Genomic DNA, 17,770 nt, shown 5'->3' with positions numbered 1-17,770 from the left:
CGTTCCGCCCCTTTCTAGACAGGACAGGCCACACCCTTTGGCCTGAAGCTGGGCGCTGCGGCTTAGGAATGCCACTTGAGAACGCCCAACGGTTATATGGCAGTATGCACGAAAGAGCGGGTGGATAGGGGTGAATTGTCCAGATGGTGGACAATTAGGAGTTGGTAGGGGAAACTACGCAGGCAATGCTTAGCGTCGGGAGTCAAAAAAGTCTTGCAAAATGGCGGCACAGCGCACTTCTTCGACACCACCCACGACTTCGGGTTGAGCGCCGATATGGGGGTCACGAGGCAGATCCCAAACCGAGCCGCAGGCACCCAACTTGGGATCCCAAGCGCCAAAGACGATGCGGCCCACGTGGCTGGCCAAGGCAGCGCCCGCACACATAGGGCAAGGTTCTAATGTGACGACAAGCGTGCAATCGGCCAAATTCCAAGAGCCAGCTGCCCGCAGCGCCTCCACTTCGGCGTGGGCCAAGGGGTCGTGCTGGACTTGACGGCGGTTGTAGCCCTGCGATACGAGCTGGAAACCATCGGGGCCCACAATGACTGCACCGACTGGAACGTCGCCTTCAGCAGCAGCCAGCGCGGCTTGAGCGAGGGCTTGGTTCATAGCTGGATGCCAAGGGCTCGGCGAAATGGAAGAGTTCACACTACTAGTGTGACACAGGCAAGCGGGTATGCAAAAGGCGCCGCCATTACGACGACGCCTTTGCTGCTCGTTATATAGCTATCTCAGCGCAGAGCTGCGGGCTTAGGCCCTGTGTCGCAACTCAGATGCCCGAACGGAGCATAGATGCGATAGAGCGGCGGGTGTGGTGGATGGCCGAGCGCGGGCTGTGGCCGTGGCGGGCGAGGAACTGACGAATCAGCTTGTCTCCCTCGGCGAAGACCAAAACCGTGAGACCTACTCCCAAGCACAAAGCCCACTGCTGCAAGCTCAGAGGTGCCATACCCAAGACGCCTGCCAGAGCCGGCCAATACATGGCGCCAGCGTGGATAGCGAGCGCTACCAATGAGGCCAGCAGGAGGAACTTGTTGTCGAGCGGATTGAGCTGGGCAATCAACTTAGTTTCCGAGCGAGCAGACATGGCAACGAAGAAGTTGAAGAGCACCAGCAGGGTTAAGGCCAAAGTACGGGCCTGAGCCAAATCCATGCCGCGAGTGACGCAGACGTGGAAAAGGACCAGAACGCAAGTGGCCATCCATAGACCGCACACCGCCACTCGAGACCACAGAGTAGTAGAGAGCAGGCCTTCTGTACGCGAGCGCGGCGGGGCCTTGAGTTCTTCGCCATCTCCCGGCTCGAAACCTAGGGCGATATCTTGCACGCCGTTGGTGACGAAGTTAATCCACAGCATTTGCAGGGGCAGGAAGAGCAGGGGCATGTCTGCGATAACGTTGACGCCTACTGCAATCATGGCCGCTGCAGCCGTGGCCAAGAGGAAGTACGCCGAGCCGCGAATCGCTTTGAAGGTGACACGACCCTGACGGACGGCCTGGGTGATGGTGACGAAGTTGTCGTCGGTCAAGACCACATCGGAGGCTTCGCGCGCCACATCGGTGCCGGACTCGCCCATAGCAATGCCCACCGAAGCGGCCTTGAGAGCAGGAGCATCGTTGACACCGTCGCCGGTGACTGCCACGACTTCGCCTTGATTTTGCAAGGTTTCTACGATACGCAACTTGTCTTGCGGAGAGACGCGTGCGGCAATGGAAGTTTCGCGCAGGCGGGCTGCCAGCACTTCGTCGCTCATACCCAGCATCTCGGAGCCGGTAAGGGCCTGGCCGGTTGATTCCAAGCCGAGGCGCTGACCGATTGCAGCAGCGGTAACGGGGTGGTCGCCGGTAATCATGATGACACGGATGCCGGCCTTTGCGCAGTCGGCAATAGCCTCGCGTACACCCTCGCGCGGCGGATCGAGCATGCCTTCCAAGCCGAGGAAGGTCATATCGTGAGCCCGCTTGTGTTGGTCGATGTCTTCGCCTGCGGGAATAAGCCTGCTGGCAACGCCGATAACACGCAAGCCTTGGCTACCCATCTGCTCGTAGGCCGCATGAATTGCTGCGATGTCGAGCGTTTGGGGTGCCCCGTTAGCATCTTGCATCGCTGTACACATGGCCATTACTGCGTCGGGGGCGCCCTTGACATACTGAGTCAAGGAACCATCTTCGTTGCGGCGGATAGTCATAGAGTGCAAGAGCTCGGGCTCGTAAGGCGTTTGCAACTCGATAGTGGACTGCAATTGCTCAGCGTTGACCGCTCCGGCTTCATCTGCTGCCCGGGCCATAGCCATGTCGACTGCATCTCCTGAATAGACAGTACTGCCGTCCTCTGCAATCGAGCGCTGGGCCTCATTGGTGAGGGCACCAGCCTTGAGCAAAGCCTGAGCCGCTGGGGACTCACTAACTTCAGTAAGTTGTTGGACCGAGCCGCCGCCGAGAGCTACTTGCTCCACACTCATGCGGTTTTGGGTGAGCGTACCCGTTTTATCAGAACCGATAACCGTGATGGAGCCCAACGTCTCTACAGCAGGCAGGGATCGAACAATCGCATTGTATTGGGCCATGCGGGAGACACCCAGAGCCATTGCCACCGTGAGCACGATGGGCAGGGCCTCGGGCATCGACGCGACAACGAGGGAGACAGCGGACAGGAAGGCCTGCGCTGGGTTGCCTTCGAGAATAGTGCCGCCGATGAAGACGAAGACCGCCACCAAAATGACGGCGATTGCAATCCCGGTCTCAGCCCGCTTGAGAATCTTTTGCAGCGGAGTCAATCCCTTGGAAACGTGGACTAAATCATTGATTTCGCCCAGCTCAGTATCGGCACCAGTCGCCACAACCACGCCTTGACCGCGGCCAGAGGTGACCATAGTGCCAGAGAAAGCGACGTTGGTGCGGTCACCTAGGGCCGCATCGCTCTCAACTGCGTCCGTGCCCTTGCGAGCATCCTCACTCTCTCCAGTGAGCATAGATTCGTTAATTTTCAAGTGGATGGCATCGACCAAACGCAAGTCGGCAGGCACACGGTCGCCAGACTCAAGCAAGACAACATCTCCGGGTACCAAATCAGCCGCATCGATAGTAATAGCATCGCCCTCGCGCAAGACGCGGGTAGTGGGAGAAGCTAGTGAAGTCAAGGCCTCCACCGCTTTATCGGCCTTAGACTCCTGCACGTAACCGATGATGGCGTTCAAAATGAGCACCGCAAAAATGGCACCCGCATCGACATAGTGCCCGAGGAAAATGGTGATAACGCCGCACACAATGAGCACGGCAATCAAGGGGCTGGTGAACTGCTCAAGAATGAGCTTCCACTTGGGTTTGCGCTCGCCCTGAGCCAGCGCGTTAGGACCGAAGAGTTCCAAACGGGACTGCGCTTCGGCTCCGGTGAGGCCTTTTCGACCAGTTTTGAGGATGGCCAACGTGCCTTGAACGCTCAGCGCATGCCAAGAGGTGTCTTGATTGGCTTGCACTTCCCCTGCTCCCAATCTCTCGCTGGATTGGGATTGCGCGCTTACTGCGCTCTTACTTACTCGTGATTCTTGGTGGTTACTTGGCTGATTAGTTGACTTAGTCAAGTTTTCCGACATAAAATGAGCCGGCCTTTCTGTGGGTCGGTTGTACCTAATTTTGTGGCTTATGCACTAATCAATGCAAATCGCTGGATGCTTATTCCCAGCTCCATATAATGGTTACAACAGTATTCTGCCAGCTTATACAAGCTGCAACCAGACTTTGTGCGCTTTGTTAGCCGTATCTTCACGTGGCGAGTAGAAAGCACAATGAGCCAGCGATAGAAGCGGCGACACTCTGGAGCACATGTAGGGTTAGGCAGAGGGGGTACATCGCGCGTCTGCCAGCAGGGGCGCACACACAGAAAGGCTGCCAGTGGAACTTCTGATTCTCATTCTCAGCATTATGGCGGCTGTGCTCGTCTCCTCCTTCTTGAGCCGTTTCATACCGCGCATCTCCACTCCCCTAGTGCAGATTGCCTTAGGCCTAGTAATAGCACTCTTACCCATGTTTCCGCCCTTGCGGCTGGACCCGGAACTCTTTATGGTGCTCTTCATCGCGCCCTTGCTCTACTACGAAGCACACACGATTAACAAGGCAGAACTGGCGAAAACACTCAAACTTTCGCTCTCGCTAGCCATCGGCTTAGCAGCCTTTACCATGCTCATGGTGGGAGTGCTACTCCACGCGGTCTGGCCCATGTATCCACTCGCTGCAGCCCTCGCCCTAGGCGCAGCTTTGGGCCCTACCGACGCTGTAGCAGTCTCATCAATCGGGCAAGATGCGGATCTGAGCAGTGGGCAACGCTCAATACTCTCGGGCGAATCACTCTTCAATGACGCTACGGGCGTAATCGGCTTCCAGTTCGCCATTTTGGCTGCGGTCACCGGAGCATTCTCGCCAACTAGCGCCATTAGTAGCTTTGTTATCGCTTTTGTGGGTGGTATCGCCTTTGGCGCTGTCATGGGTTTCACATCGAATTGGATCTTTGAAACCGCCCGCCGCTTGGGCTGGGAATCCATGACCACCCGCATTTTGATGGAACTCTTCCTGCCCTTCCTCATTTACTTAGTCGCAGAAAACTGGCTAGATGTCTCTGGAGTGTTGGCCGTGGTTACCACCGGCCTCCTCGCCCGCTTTGACCACACAGGGCTGGGCCCCAACACCTCCAAGACCAATATTGTCTCAACCTCCGTATGGAAGGTGCTCTCATTCAGCTTAAATGGAGCAGTATTTGTGATTCTGGGTATGCTGCTGCCGGGCGCGCTTGTAGCCACTTGGAGCGATAAAAAAGTCAGTAATCTTACCCTCCTGGCCACTATTGCCCTCGTGGCGTGCACCGTAATTATAGTGCGTTTTGTATGGGTGACTGGAGTGCTCTTCTTCGCCACCAACCCCGAGACCGGTAAACATGTTCCTATGAACGCTCGCCGCCTGCGCTCAGCAGCAGTGATGACCTTGGGCGGGCCGAAGGGCACTATTACGCTCTCGCTGGCGCTTACCACCCCTTACCTACTGGCATCGGGCGACCCCTTCCCCATGCGCAATGAGCTCATTTTCGTGGCCGCAGGTGTGATTATTGTGACCCTGCTCTTGGCAAACTTCGGCCTACCGCTGCTGGCACCAGCCAAAAACGAAGGGCCAGAAACTTCCAAGGTGGAGAAGTCGATCGAAGTGTTGCGACGTACCGTACGTGAACTTTCTGCTCACACCGACGAATGCAATCGCCTAGCTGTGCAGCATGTCATCACCCTCTACAACCAGCGCATTGCCCGTTTGAAAACGCAAATTGGGCTGTACAATCCGCGCGAGCCCCAAGCCCTACAGCTGCAAACCCTGCAATGGGAACAAACCTATATGGAAAACAAGCTGGAGGAGATTCAAGAGGAAGGCAAGCAGCAGGAAGAACCCACCGACAGCTCAAGCGAGAGCTCTGAAGCGGGGGCAGCTACAGACGAAGAACTGGCCTATTCGCAGGATTCGCGCGAAAAAGCAGCCGAACAGATCCTAGAGCATATCACGAATTCTCTGGCCCACTTGGACGAGGGCAGTGAAGTTAAGTGGCACATTCACATTGCCATGCGACGGGCTCAAGGGCTGATTCGCCACCTAATTCACCGTCTCCGGCATGTGACACCTAAAGTTTCGGAAAACGAAGTCTTCCTAGCTTCGCGCGATTTGCAGGCCGAACTCAACCACCACGTGGTCGAGCAGCTGTACGCTGAGCTGGGCAAAGGGCGCTTTAAGACCGAAGACTTGCTTACCACCATCATTAACCACCAGCTCATAGAATCTTCAGCAGAAGGCAAGACTGAATTCGGCGAGGCCTCAGAAATGCGCGACTCAGTCGAAGAAGTGAAGCGCGAAGGGTATGCTACTGAGCTCTCCGTAATTCAAGACATGGTCGAGGCCGGCGAGATTTCGCGTAGTTGGGCGCGCGATTTGCGACGCAACGTATACGTAATGCAGGTAGACAACGACTCGGTACTCTAACCTGAGACTGCGCAAACCCCAAGCGAGTGCCGCATTCACATAAGTCCGGAAGAGACGTCTATGTCTGCCAACCACTGGCGGATGTCAGCCAGCTCAGACATAGACACGGAATGGTCTAAGTTGTTGTAGGACTGCGAGCGCAGCCACACATGCTCGTCGAGCCAAGCTGCGAACGCATGCGACTCATAGCGGGGCACTACTTGGTCTGCGGTACCAAAACCGTAGAATACTGGCTTTTCTAGGGAAGATAGGCGCTCGTCGGCTGGCGCAGTGCCCTCCACCGAGCCCGGAGCCAAGAAACCAGAGAGCGCAATTGCAGCCCGGTACCGCTCGGGATTGACGCGCATGAGATGGGCAGCCAGCATGCCTCCCTGCGAAAAGCCCATGACCACTACTTCGCGCTCGGCAGGCAGATTCTTGGCGACCCATTGGTCGATGGCACTAGCAGCAGCAAAACCGTCGCGGTCCAAATCGTCGCCTTGGGGCAAAGCCCGGTGAAACCAACTGTATCCGGGGCCAAACATGCCGCGATCAGAGCCCGGCACTGTAAGCGGGGCGCGCAGGGAAACGTAATCGTTGTAAGGGGCTATGTAGCGCATCAGGTCGGCAATGTCGTCTTCGTTGGAACCCCAACCGTGGAGGAGCAGGAAGATGGGGCGACGCAGGTTGGCCTGCCCCCCTTTGCGTGAATACTTGGCCGTTCTTACTTCAAGGGGCTCGCCCGCGATGCCCGGCACGATTACTTCGCCTTCATTATCTTGGCTCATACTATCTCACGATAGCGCTTGAGTAGCATTTTTGCACAATCGAACGGCAGCAAAGCAAGCAATATCACATATAGAAAAACGCTAGCCATCTCGCTTGGTCAAGCAAAACAGCTAGCGCTCATCTACCTTATGCATTAGCTCAGGAAGGCAAGCTCTTTCACTGCGCGAAGGAAGGCTCCCGAGGGCTGCACTTCTACGCCATCATTGGAGAAGCTGAAACCATCATCCGAATCTTCGTCGTCGTCCCAGTCATCCCAATCGTAGTCAGAATCGCCATACTTGCCTAGGCCACCCCAATCATCGCTGGAATCGCCGCCAAGCGAATCAGGCAGCTTATTTTTGAGGGAAGGCTTGGAGCTGTCTTTGAGCGATTCGCCCTCCTTGGCCTTACTCACAAACTCGTCCAAATCTGCGGTATCGACCTTAACGCTGTTGAGCTCGTCGATAGAGACATTCAAGGAGACAAGGCCTTTGATTTTGAAGGTCAAAGACTTCATATTGTTATTGCTGTCCATATCGAGCGTCATCTGGAGACGGCGCGCAATCATCTCGCTGGGCATCCTAAAGCTGGCACCCTCCTTGAAGACTTCGCGATATGACTGCCCGAATGAGCTAAACATGTCGTTGAGATAGTCGCTCAAATCGGGGTAGGCCTTGCGGTTGTCGAGCATGTACTGGCTGAAAGCGCGAATCAGCTGCTCAAAATCAACGGAATACTCCAGGCGCGTGCCCCCATCCACCTTCTCGGTAGTTATGTCAGGGAAGACAGCTTCTTTAACGTCTTTTTGGTCCAAAGTCTTGGTAAAGAACTTATTCATCGAAGCCTGCGATTGCTTGGAAACAGCTTCGGTCTCGCTCTTGGAATATTTATTCTTTGTATCAGAATCTTTGCTGCTGTCGCTATGCGTGAGTTCGTCGGCATACTGCTTCTTCAGCTTTTTGGAACTGTTTTGGAGGAGCTTGCCCGCCTCTGCGAAGTTCCAGTGGCCGCCCTTGATGATGGCCTGCTCGAACTCGTAGAGGGAAGCGCCATCGTAGCAAGTGCTAGAGTCTGCTTGAGCTGGCAGACAGTTAAATTCGATATCTTTAATACTGCTGTGCACATCGGCCGCGTCTAAGTAAGTGTAATCACCATTACCGTTGCCATAGAATCCGCCATTGTTCCAGACGAGACGGAGATTGCTATCGCTGGTCTTAACCGTGAAGTCTGCAACAGACTTATCTACGGAACTGCCGAGCGAATAGTAGCCTTTAATATTGAGAGTTTCATCTCCCTGCATACCATGCGCGCTAATGCCCACCTTTGCGGATTTGGCCTTGGGAATGTTGCGCATAGATTCTGCGGTGACCGCGAAAGGATTCTTGGGAGCCATGCCCAGCGAAACTGCAATGGCCTGCATGTTGGGCGCAATAATGGCCACAGCGATTACCACGACGGCCGCAATAATCGAGAGAATCCAGGCAGCACGGCCCTTCTTAGTGCGCCAGCTGGCCTTGAACTGTTCGGCTACCGTCGGCTGCACTTGGGCAACCATCAGTGGAGTTGGGGCCGCTGCCATATTGGGGGCCTGCCCGGGCATTGGCTGCTGGCCTTGAGGCTGGAATTGCGGCTGAGCTTGGGCCTGGTACTGAGGCTGCGACTGATACTGGGATTGCGCATTGGCTGGCGCATACGGTTGAGCAGCAGGGGCGGTGGAGCTGGCCGGAGTTTCTTGCGTCAGCGGTGCTGGAGTTGAAACCGGCGATAGCGGATTGTTTGCTGGTTCTTGGGGTTCCACATCTTCGAAGCCAACGGGAGCCACATAGGGCCGGGGATTGAAGGGTTGCTGACTAGCCGAGGGCTGCTGGTACGGCTGAGATAGGTCCGCTTGAGGCGCTTCAAACTGCTGAGTTTGCTGATTGTCATTCAGCTCTGGCGACGGCTGGCTGATGGGCTCAATAGTTTGCGTGGGCTGTTCTTGTGCCGACGCTGAAGAGCTCGAAGTTTGCTCTTCAGGAGCGGTCGAATTAGGCGCAGCTGATTGAGTATCTTGCACATTCAGCACCTGCGTCAGCTCTTCTGGATACTGCTCCGGTGTCTGGTTAGCCCCTGCATTGCCCGGCATATTATCGTCGTTCATAGCTCTTCCTCAAGTCTGTCGAAGTCCCCTACTTATCTCTCATTTTTACCGGTTGAGTCCGACAGATTATAACCTTATGTCAATGCGCAATCACATAGCAATACCATAACTAGGTATTCAAAAGGAAAAGAGAACACACAACGCTTGGCATTATTGCCAAAGCCATGGAGCGGGCGACGGGAATCGAACCCGCCTCTGAAGCTTGGGAAGCTTCCATTCTACCGATGAACTACGCCCGCAGTACTAGTATGCACCGGTCACTAAATCGGTCACATATTCAAAATTATACTAACAGAATATGAGCTACGACACGAATTATACGAGTGCTAACTTGCATTTGTGCATACACCAAGATATCAGTTATGATAAGACTATATAAACAGGGGATTACGAGCACTTGGTCGCTCTCTGCTTTGTTGTGTCGAAGGGGAATCACACACACTGCACAAAAGGCGATAGCAAGTGGCGTTCCAGCGAGTTCTAACAGTAGCAAGGTTATTTATATGCGCGCTTTTCGCACAGTCGGTGCCGCGACATTAGCGCTGTCTATCAACGTCATAATCCTGGGGGGGGGGGCATCGAACTTGCCCAACCTGCCCACGCTGACCCGGTCAAACAGTCTCCGTCTCAGCATCTAACGCGCGGTGGCAACGGGTCTTCCGAAACAGTAGATGAAGTAACCCTAAGCCCCATTCACGGCCCCGCCAATGCTGCGTCCACCACAACTATTACGCCACCCGAACGCGCTAGCGGAGCAATTTATACGCAGGTAAGCGCTGGAGAGGATCACACACTAGCTCTCGGCAGCGATGGCCATGTCTACTCTTGGGGCAACAACACTTACGGCCAGCTCGGTACCGGCGATTCTGGATTATTTGTAGCTCATCCTCGTATGATTAAAGCTCCTATTAACACACGTTTTACGCTAGTGAGCGCTGGAGCCAACTATTCCCTAGCCCTCGACTCTGGCGGCCACATCTGGAGCTGGGGTGTCAACGGAAACGGCCAACTAGGCATTACCGCTAACTCTGGCAATATGAATCCCAATCCCAACCCCACAGACATCACTTTACAGGGCCGAACTCCCAGTTCTATGCGCACCATCGTCGCAGGCGCGACTCATTCGATGGCCTTAGACAGCCTCGGGCAAGTTTGGACCTGGGGAAACAATAGTAGAGGGCAGCTCGGGCGGGCGGGGACAGGGCAAGATCCCACACCTTTCAACATCACCAACCAAGGTGGTTTGCCGTCCTCAATTATTCAGATCAGCGCGGGGCGCGCGCACTCCATGGCCCTAGACAGCAACGGACACATCTGGACCTGGGGCAGCAAGGAGCGAGGCCAGGTGGGCGACGGGCACATGGATTCCAACTTGGCTAGCTCCTACCCCACCCCAATCGATATCACCACGTCCAACAATCTGCCAACGAACATGACGCAAATCAGCGCAGGGGGCTCGTTCTCCATGGCCCTAGATGGCAACGGACACATCTGGACCTGGGGAGACAATACTAACAAGCAATTAGCCTTCGTTCCCACCCCTATCAAATTGCCTCCGCCCCCGCCTGGCAGCCACCAGGAGGAGTATGAGAGGATGGTAGCTCCCTCGCCCACAGACATCACCGCAAAAAATGCGATACCAGCGAATATGACCAGCATCAGCGCTGGCCACTCCTATTCTATGGCTTTAGACAGTAACGGACACATCTGGACTTGGGGCAGCAACAGCACTGGGCAGCTGGGAACAACCAGCCCAGACAATATAGTTCCAACCGACATGACGAGCTCCAGCCATCTGACCAGCAACGTCAGCCAAATCAGCGCAAGTCATAGCATCAACAGCCACTCTTTACTCGTCGACCGTGACCACCACATTTGGGCTTGGGGCAACAACAAAAAAGGCCAGCTCGGCGATATTCAAGTTCCCCTTACTTACAGCACATCTCCTTCGCGCGTAATGGAACCCAAGGGCGCTACCATCAATGGGGTCAACTTTGGTGGCACCACGGCCACCGCGAATACCGTCGACCCAACAACCAACATGTGGACCTTAAATGTACCCCTCCACGCAGCCGGCAAAGTCAACGTTGTAGTGGAATGGAGTATCGTTTGGGCCAATGAGAACGGTATGCTCGCTACCGATTTCCCCACTTCCGCCACCCTTCACTATGAGTACATAGATGTTGGCAACCCTCCACCTGGTTCGCACCTCGTACGCTTTGATTTGGGGGGCGCCCCGGGAGCAGCACCCGCAGACCAATACTTAGACGGGACCGTACAAAAAGCCCAATGGCCCTCGACTGTGCCTACTTGGGAAAATCACTGGTTTATTGGTTGGTACGACAGCAGTAACCAAGCCTGGGACTTTACCCAGAGCGTTACTGCGAATATGACCCTCACAGCCAAGTGGGAAGCCCGCAGCTTTTCTATCGACCCCACTCAAGGACCCACCTCCGGCGGCAATACGGTCTCCATCACAGCGCCGAATCCTCCTAGCCTCACGTACGCGCAGGTCAGCTCAGGCGGCACCCACACCCTAGCGCTGGGAACCGATGGGAACTTGTATGGTTGGGGATCAACGTATTCCGGAGAACTCGGCGAGTTTATGGGAATAGCCTACTACCCTATCCGAATAAAAACCCCGGCGGGGGTGCAATTTAGGCAGGTTGCAGCAGGACAGTGGTTATCGCTAGCCCTAGATAGCAGAGGTCACGTCTGGACAATGGGTTCTAATACTGTCGGGCAGTTGGGACTCGGTACTATCGATGACGATAACCATCGTCAGCCAGTAGATATCAGTGCACTTGGCAAACTGCCTACTAATATAGTGCAAATCCAGGCAAGCACCTTATATGCAATGGCCTTGGATTCCGCTGGTCACGTCTGGACATGGGGCAGCAATCAAAACGGGGAACTAGGAAATGGTAGCCAACCCAGTCAGCCTATTGCAGGAGGGCGCAACGATCCCACAGACATCACGGGCCAGGGTGGGTTACCTGCTGGAATCGTTCAAATCAGCGGTGCAGCCGGTTCACCTCTTGCTCTGGACAGCGCTGGGCACGTTTGGACTTGGGGAGTGGGCACGCTCAGGAATATGCAAGATGCGGGAATTCCAGTCTCCTTAAAGCCTGTGCCCGTAGATCTTTGCGCTCTAGGCCTACTGCCCGCTTCCATAGCCCAAGTAAGCACAGGCGACATAGCCCTCGATAGAAATGGTCACGTCTGGACATGGGGAGATAACTCCAACGGCCAGCTCGGCAATGGCACAGTTTCTCCCAGTGTGGCCCCTTGGGCCCGACCCGCTGACATAACAGCACTCGGTAAACTCCCTCCCTCCGTGACTCAAATCAGCTCAGATTTCAATAGTTATCTGGTCCTGGACAGCGCGGGCCACCTGTGGACTTGGGGCTGGACTGACAATCGATTAGGCTACTCCAGCAGGTATGACTCACCTACTCCTACCGATATCACCGCACTCAACCATCTTTCGACTAACATCATTCAAATCAGCGTAGGGCATAGTATGTCAGCAGTACTTGACAGTAACCACCACATACTTACTTGGGGAGGCTCTAGTTACCTGGGTAAAGAGCCATTCGCTCCAACAACTAACCCCTACATAGCCTCCCCTATCGCATTGCCAAAGGTTGTGGTGCAACAGGTGGACTTTGATACTACGAAGTCTACTGATGACCCTAGCTGGGATGAGACCGCAAAGGTGTGGAAGGTCACAGCACCCCAGCATTGGCCCGGAACAGTCGACGTGCACATCCGCTGGGCCCTTGACGGAGATGGACAATCTGACTACATCTTGCCCTACTCCTTCATTGGCAGTGCAATAGCCCTTCTTCTGCCAGCCGCAGGAGAGCTTTCCAGGCAGAGGACTGTCGCTGTCGCCACTTGGGGGCTCGCTACCAGCGCCGTACTCGTCTTGGTCTGCCGCCAGCTAGGCTTACGTCACAAGTTCCCTAATTTGCAAAATGGTCGACACAAGCACTGATTGTGCCCCCAGTTGAGATTGTTGCTGGGTTGCGATCTCGCGAAGTGTTGCACTATACATTGAACACGAGATTATGCGAGCGCTGCGCTGGTAGTGAGCGTGCCTACTTAAGCGATGCGCGCGAACTAGCATGGAAACAGAGGGCAACCGTCAACCGACGCCAGTTGTCACTGGAGGGTGCAGCAATGGATTCAATGGACGATATGCAGGGCATGAACATGGGGCAGCCTGGGCGTGAAGACCATACGGGCGATATGGGCAGCATGAGCGGGATGCGCGATATGGGTGATATGGGTGGCATGGGCGGCATGGGTGATATGAGCCACATGCAAGGTATGGGCGCTATGGGCGGCATGGGAAGCAACCATAATATGAAGATGCCGGGCAAGAATGGCGGCACTGCTTCGGACAGCATGATGCACGGCGGTCAGATGATGCATATGGGCAATCTCAAGCGCAAATTCTGGGTTTGCTTGGTAGTTTCCATTCCCGTGTTGCTGTTCTCTTCGATGGCTGGCATGAGCTGGTGGCCCTCAATCCACTTTCCAGGCTCAGACTGGATTGCGCTCGCAGCGGCCACTTTCCTCTATTGCTACGGAGGCGAGCCCTTTTTAAGAGGTGCCGGGGCTGAGCTGCGAGCACGCAAGCCGGAGATGATGACCCTCATCGCTCTTGGCATTACGGCCTCCTACTTTTACAGCCTTTACGTGTTTATCTACGGAACTTTCGTAAACCCGACCAGCGGTTTAATGGGTTTCTTCTGGGAATTGGCCACGCTCATCGACATTATGCTTCTGGGCCACTGGATTGAGATGAACGCTCTTATGGGGGCCGGTAATGCCTTGCAAAAGATAGCTTCCCTCCTGCCCAGCTCCGCGCATGTAGTCGACGAGCAAGGCCATACGCATGATTTGCCGCTCGCTCAGTTGCGCGCGGGCCAACAAGTGCGCGTATTTGTGGGCGAGAAAATTCCCGCAGACGGCAGCGTCTCCCAAGGAGATAGTGACGTGAACGAAAGCTTGGTGACTGGCGAATCGAAATCGGTGCGCAAGGGCGCGGGCAGCAAGGTAATCGGGGGCTCAACCAACGGCAGTGGCACCCTTACACTCACCGTAAGTGCCACCGGCCGCAGCGGCTACCTGGCGCAAGTAATGAACATGGTGAGCTCAGCACAAAGCGAGAAATCGCAAGCGGAGAGCTTGGCGGACCGGGTGGCGGGCTGGCTCTTTTACGTGGCGCTGGCCATCTCTATCGTGGCCTGCGCGGGCTGGCTGATCACCGGCTCCAGCTTTAATTTTGCACTCTCGATAGCGGTGACTGTGCTCGTTATCGCCTGCCCGCACGCGCTTGGATTAGCCATTCCGCTCGTGACGGCCCGATCCACCTCAATCGGTGCCCAGCACGGCCTGCTTATTCGCAAGCGGCAAGCCTTAGAAACGGCGCGAAAACTCGATGTGGTTTTGCTTGATAAGACCGGCACGCTCACGCAGGGCAATTTTGCAGTCAGCAGCTACTGTTCGCTTGATTCACAGCTGAGCGACACTGACCTTATAGGGCTCTTTGCGGCGTTGGAGCAGGATTCTTCCCACCCGCTAGCCGCTGGCATAGTTGAAAAAGCCAAGAGCTTACATGTTTCGATTCCCTCGGCCACCCAAGTAAAAAGCATTGCAGGAACTGGGCTGAGCGGACTTGTAGACGGGCGCGAACTGCTGATTGTGAACCCCGCCTACTTGCGCGACCACCACATGAGTGCGCCGAGCGAGGAAGGCCAAGAAACGATGAAAGAGCTCAGCACTTCTGGTCAAACCGTGAGCTACCTTTTGGAGGGCGAGCGCTTGCTTGGATTTGTGGCTCAGGGCGACCAGGTGAAAGCGTCGTCGGCTCAGCTAGTTGCAGAGCTCAAAGCCCAAGGCATCCGGCCGGCGATGGTGACCGGCGATAGCAAGAGCGTAGCTTTGGCCGTGGCCCGGCAGATAGGCATTGAGCAGGAAGACGTGCATGCTGAGCTCAGGCCCGAAGAAAAGCAGGAAATCGTGCGCAGCTACCAGGCTGACGGGCATGTGCTGGCGATGGTGGGCGATGGCATCAACGACGCTCCCAGCTTAGTGCAGGCTAATATCGGCATTGCCATTGGTGCGGGCACGGACGTAGCCATTGACTCCGCCGACGTGGTGCTCGTGCGCTCCGATCCCACCAACATCATTGACTACCTCCACCTAGCGAAGCGAACCACCCGGAAAATGGTAGAAAACTTGTGGTTTGGCGCCGGTTACAACATAGTTGCGATTCCGCTGGCGGCGGGCCTACTGGCCCCAATCGGCATAATCTTAAACCCCGCAGTGGGAGCGCTCCTGATGGGATTGAGCACCATCGTGGTCGCCATCAACGCTGAAAGTCTGCGGTAAACGGTCCATCTATTCGCGAATTTCACCGGAGTAGAGCTGGGTGCGCACTACGGTGGCGCAGGCACCGAGCAGGGCTGCGTCTTCGCCTAAGCTCGATCGCAAAACCATTACGCGGCGACGAAAATCAGCGGAAACAGCTTCGTTGAGTGCTTCCTCGACGGCCGAGATGAAGGTCTGATTGACCACTTGAGCCTGCCCCAAAATAGCAACTTGCGACAGGTCAAGCAAACCCACCGGCATCGAGAGCGCAGAGCCCAATAGGCGCCCAGCTTGCGTCAGTATTGCCTGCGCGCGTCCAGGTTCCTTTTCCATTTGTGCTGCCAACAAAGGCACCGAAATACACGATTCCAAACGCCGCTGGCCTCCGGACTCAACCTTGACTTGGCCAATCTCACCGGCAGCCCGGTTGCGACCTCGAACCAGCTCGCCTCCTACTAATAGCCCCGCACCCAAGCCTTGAGCCATGTGGACGAGCAGCAGGTTCGAGCCACCCGATCCATACTGTTGCTCGGCCAAAACTTCACTATTGGCATCGTTTTCGACCGAGATGAGAGCAGGTTCCAAACCGGCCCGATTAGAAAGGAAACGACGGAAATCAACATGGGTCCAGCCAAAATTCGCAGTGTCGTCTACCACGCCCTCGGCGTTGACAATGCCTGGACTGGCCACGCCCACTCCCAAAATCGGTGCTTGCGCGGCCGCCATAAGTTCTTCGCACAATTGGCCTACAAGTTCAAGCTGAGCCTCTTGCGTATGGGCTGTGCCCAGCGGAATCTCGCGCCGAGCTGTCACTTGCCCCAACAAATTCATTACTGCACCGCGAAAAATGTAAGGTGCGGAAAGGTCTAAGGTGACTATGCTGCGACTGCTGGGATTGATAGCGAGCAACTGGCCGCGCTTGCCTGGACCGGCAGACGCACTCGGGCCTCGCTCTTGCAAAAGTCCCTGTGCCACTAAATCGGCGACAATATCGGAAACGGCCACGCGCGTAAGGCCAGAAGCCCGCGCCAAATCGGCTCTTGTAAGCGCAAGATCAGGATAAAGCAAGTGTAATAACACGGCCCTGTTGTGACGACGTACCGACTCCGGTAGAGCTTTAGAAAGACTCTTAACATTACTGGTCATAGTAGGCATCCGTATCCACTCCATACCGCTCTGCCACATCGGCTGCGCGCTTACAAGTTATTCTACAGCAATCCCCAGCTACGAGAACACTTAGCAACTATACCGATAGATTTTCAATATCGATTTTTCTCAAACCAAATCATATATGTATACTATCTTTACAAATAGGTGGTATTCTATTAGTAGACTTAGTAACAAGAGCGGCAGGACGTACACACCGCTATAAGAACTCACCGTAGAGGAAGGAATCCGATGATGGAAGCATCAAACCCGACTCCAATCCTGTATACCGCTAAAGCTGGCTGAATCCACCATGACCACACAAGATAGCGCACGAAAACAAGAGCGCAAACAATCAGCAGGCAAGAGCCCGGTTGAGCAGAGGGTCGGGGGGTTGCGTATTGGCCTCGATATAGGCGGCACCAAAATTGAGGGCGTTGCTATAGACGCTGCTGGCCACACAGTGGCAAGTACGCGCAAACCCTCGCGCCCTGGCAATGAACAGGTAATCGAAGACTTGGCCCAGAGCGTACGCGAACTTCAAGCGCAGGCTGGAAGCGAGTATTCGCAGGAGGCCAGCAGCCTAGGCATTGGCATTCCAGGACGAGTGGACAGTGTTAGCGGAACGGTCTGGGATGCGGTGAATTTGCATATTCGCAAGGTGGAACTAGGCACCGAGCTCAGTCGCGAACTAGGCATGCCCGTAGGCATCGAAAACGACGTAAACGCCGCAGCTCTTGGCGCGTACGCTGATTCAAAGGTTCCCACAATGGTCTTTATCAACCTAGGAACCGGCTTAGCGGCGGGCATTATCCGCCAAGGACACATTGACCACGGGGCCAGCGGAGCCATAGGAGAAATAGGGCACATACCCGTCGAACTCCACAGATTCGCTTGTAAATGCGGTCAGCAAGGCTGCTTAGAGACCGTGGCTTCTGGCTCAGCGCTGGCTAGGCTCTGGCCCCAGGCCAATCCGCCACTGCCAGACATCATCCGGCGCTCGCGCGAGGGAAACCTCCAAGCCGAGCAAGTCTTGAGTATGTTTGCACAAGGTGTGGCTACGGTCATACAAATCGTGGCGCTCAGCATTGATCCTAACACCATCGTCATCGGTGGTGGACTCACAAAAACTGGGCCGGACCTGCTGAATGTGGTCAACACAGAGCTAGAGCGGCAGGCGGCGAATAGTCATTTTATCGACTCGCTTAAGTTACCCGAGCGCTTAAGTTTAGTGCCAGCTGAGCGCGCTATCGGAGCTATCGGAGCTGCCTTGGCCGGAGCCCAGCAAGCCAAATCAGGCGCACTGCCGGGTAAATAAAAAGCACCTACCAACCAATTTCAA

The 17,770-nt window shown here is 55.3% G+C and carries 9 protein-coding genes and 1 tRNA gene; 4 read left to right on the top strand and 6 right to left on the bottom strand.

Annotated elements, in window-relative coordinates; genetic code table 11:
* Positions 1 to 189: 189 nt before the first annotated feature.
* Together R8377_RS00480 and R8377_RS00475 are read right to left on the bottom strand one after the other, a co-directional pair.
* Positions 190 to 612 carry a nucleoside deaminase gene (locus R8377_RS00480; protein ID WP_317643014.1) on the bottom strand — a complete coding sequence of 141 codons (423 nt, stop codon included), beginning with the start codon at positions 610 to 612 and terminating at the stop codon, positions 190 to 192.
* 160 nt (positions 613 to 772) lie between these two features.
* The gene (locus R8377_RS00475) at positions 773 to 3,583 is read right to left on the bottom strand and encodes a cation-translocating P-type ATPase (protein WP_317643013.1); all 2,811 of its coding nucleotides are present in this window, start codon (positions 3,581 to 3,583) and stop codon (positions 773 to 775) included.
* Positions 3,584 to 3,893: 310 nt separating this feature from the next.
* Here R8377_RS00475 and R8377_RS00470 point away from each other — a divergent pair, with 310 nt between their 5' ends.
* Positions 3,894 to 6,011, top strand: coding sequence for a cation:proton antiporter (locus R8377_RS00470; protein WP_317643012.1), 2,118 nt, complete (start codon positions 3,894 to 3,896; stop codon positions 6,009 to 6,011).
* A gap of 35 nt (positions 6,012 to 6,046) precedes the next feature.
* Here the strand turns inward: R8377_RS00470 and R8377_RS00465 are convergent, their stop codons facing one another.
* The 3 genes from R8377_RS00465 to R8377_RS00455 all read right to left on the bottom strand — a co-directional run bounded on the left by R8377_RS00465 (position 6,047) and on the right by R8377_RS00455 (position 9,137).
* Positions 6,047 to 6,778: an alpha/beta hydrolase gene (locus tag R8377_RS00465; protein ID WP_317643011.1), complete on the bottom strand. Its 732-nt coding sequence runs from the start codon at positions 6,776 to 6,778 to the stop codon at positions 6,047 to 6,049.
* Between the two features lie 134 nt (positions 6,779 to 6,912).
* Positions 6,913 to 8,898: a hypothetical protein gene (locus R8377_RS00460; RefSeq protein WP_317643010.1), complete on the bottom strand. Its 1,986-nt coding sequence runs from the start codon at positions 8,896 to 8,898 to the stop codon at positions 6,913 to 6,915.
* A 165-nt stretch (positions 8,899 to 9,063) separates the two neighbouring features.
* A tRNA-Gly gene (locus R8377_RS00455) sits at positions 9,064 to 9,137 on the bottom strand.
* Positions 9,138 to 9,433: 296 nt separating this feature from the next.
* Here R8377_RS00455 and R8377_RS00450 point away from each other — a divergent pair.
* On the top strand, positions 9,434 to 12,898 hold the full coding sequence (locus tag R8377_RS00450; RefSeq protein WP_317643636.1) for an RCC1 domain-containing protein: 3,465 nt from the start codon (positions 9,434 to 9,436) through the stop codon (positions 12,896 to 12,898).
* Between the two features lie 185 nt (positions 12,899 to 13,083).
* Positions 13,084 to 15,303 carry a copper-translocating P-type ATPase gene (locus tag R8377_RS00445; protein WP_317643009.1) on the top strand — a complete coding sequence of 740 codons (2,220 nt, stop codon included), beginning with the start codon at positions 13,084 to 13,086 and terminating at the stop codon, positions 15,301 to 15,303.
* Between the two features lie 9 nt (positions 15,304 to 15,312).
* On the opposite strand, the gene R8377_RS00440 is transcribed toward R8377_RS00445, so the two are convergent.
* Positions 15,313 to 16,437 carry an ROK family transcriptional regulator gene (locus tag R8377_RS00440; protein ID WP_317643008.1) on the bottom strand — a complete coding sequence of 375 codons (1,125 nt, stop codon included), beginning with the start codon at positions 16,435 to 16,437 and terminating at the stop codon, positions 15,313 to 15,315.
* A gap of 304 nt (positions 16,438 to 16,741) precedes the next feature.
* Here R8377_RS00440 and R8377_RS00435 point away from each other — a divergent pair, with 304 nt between their 5' ends.
* Positions 16,742 to 17,746, top strand: coding sequence for an ROK family protein (locus R8377_RS00435; RefSeq protein WP_317643007.1), 1,005 nt, complete (start codon positions 16,742 to 16,744; stop codon positions 17,744 to 17,746).
* Positions 17,747 to 17,770: the final 24 nt, after the last annotated feature.

The organism is Bombiscardovia apis (assembly GCF_033095945.1).
Taxonomy (GTDB): Bacteria; Actinomycetota; Actinomycetes; order Actinomycetales; family Bifidobacteriaceae; genus Bombiscardovia; species Bombiscardovia apis.
This window is presented reverse-complemented; position numbering and strand designations above follow the sequence as displayed.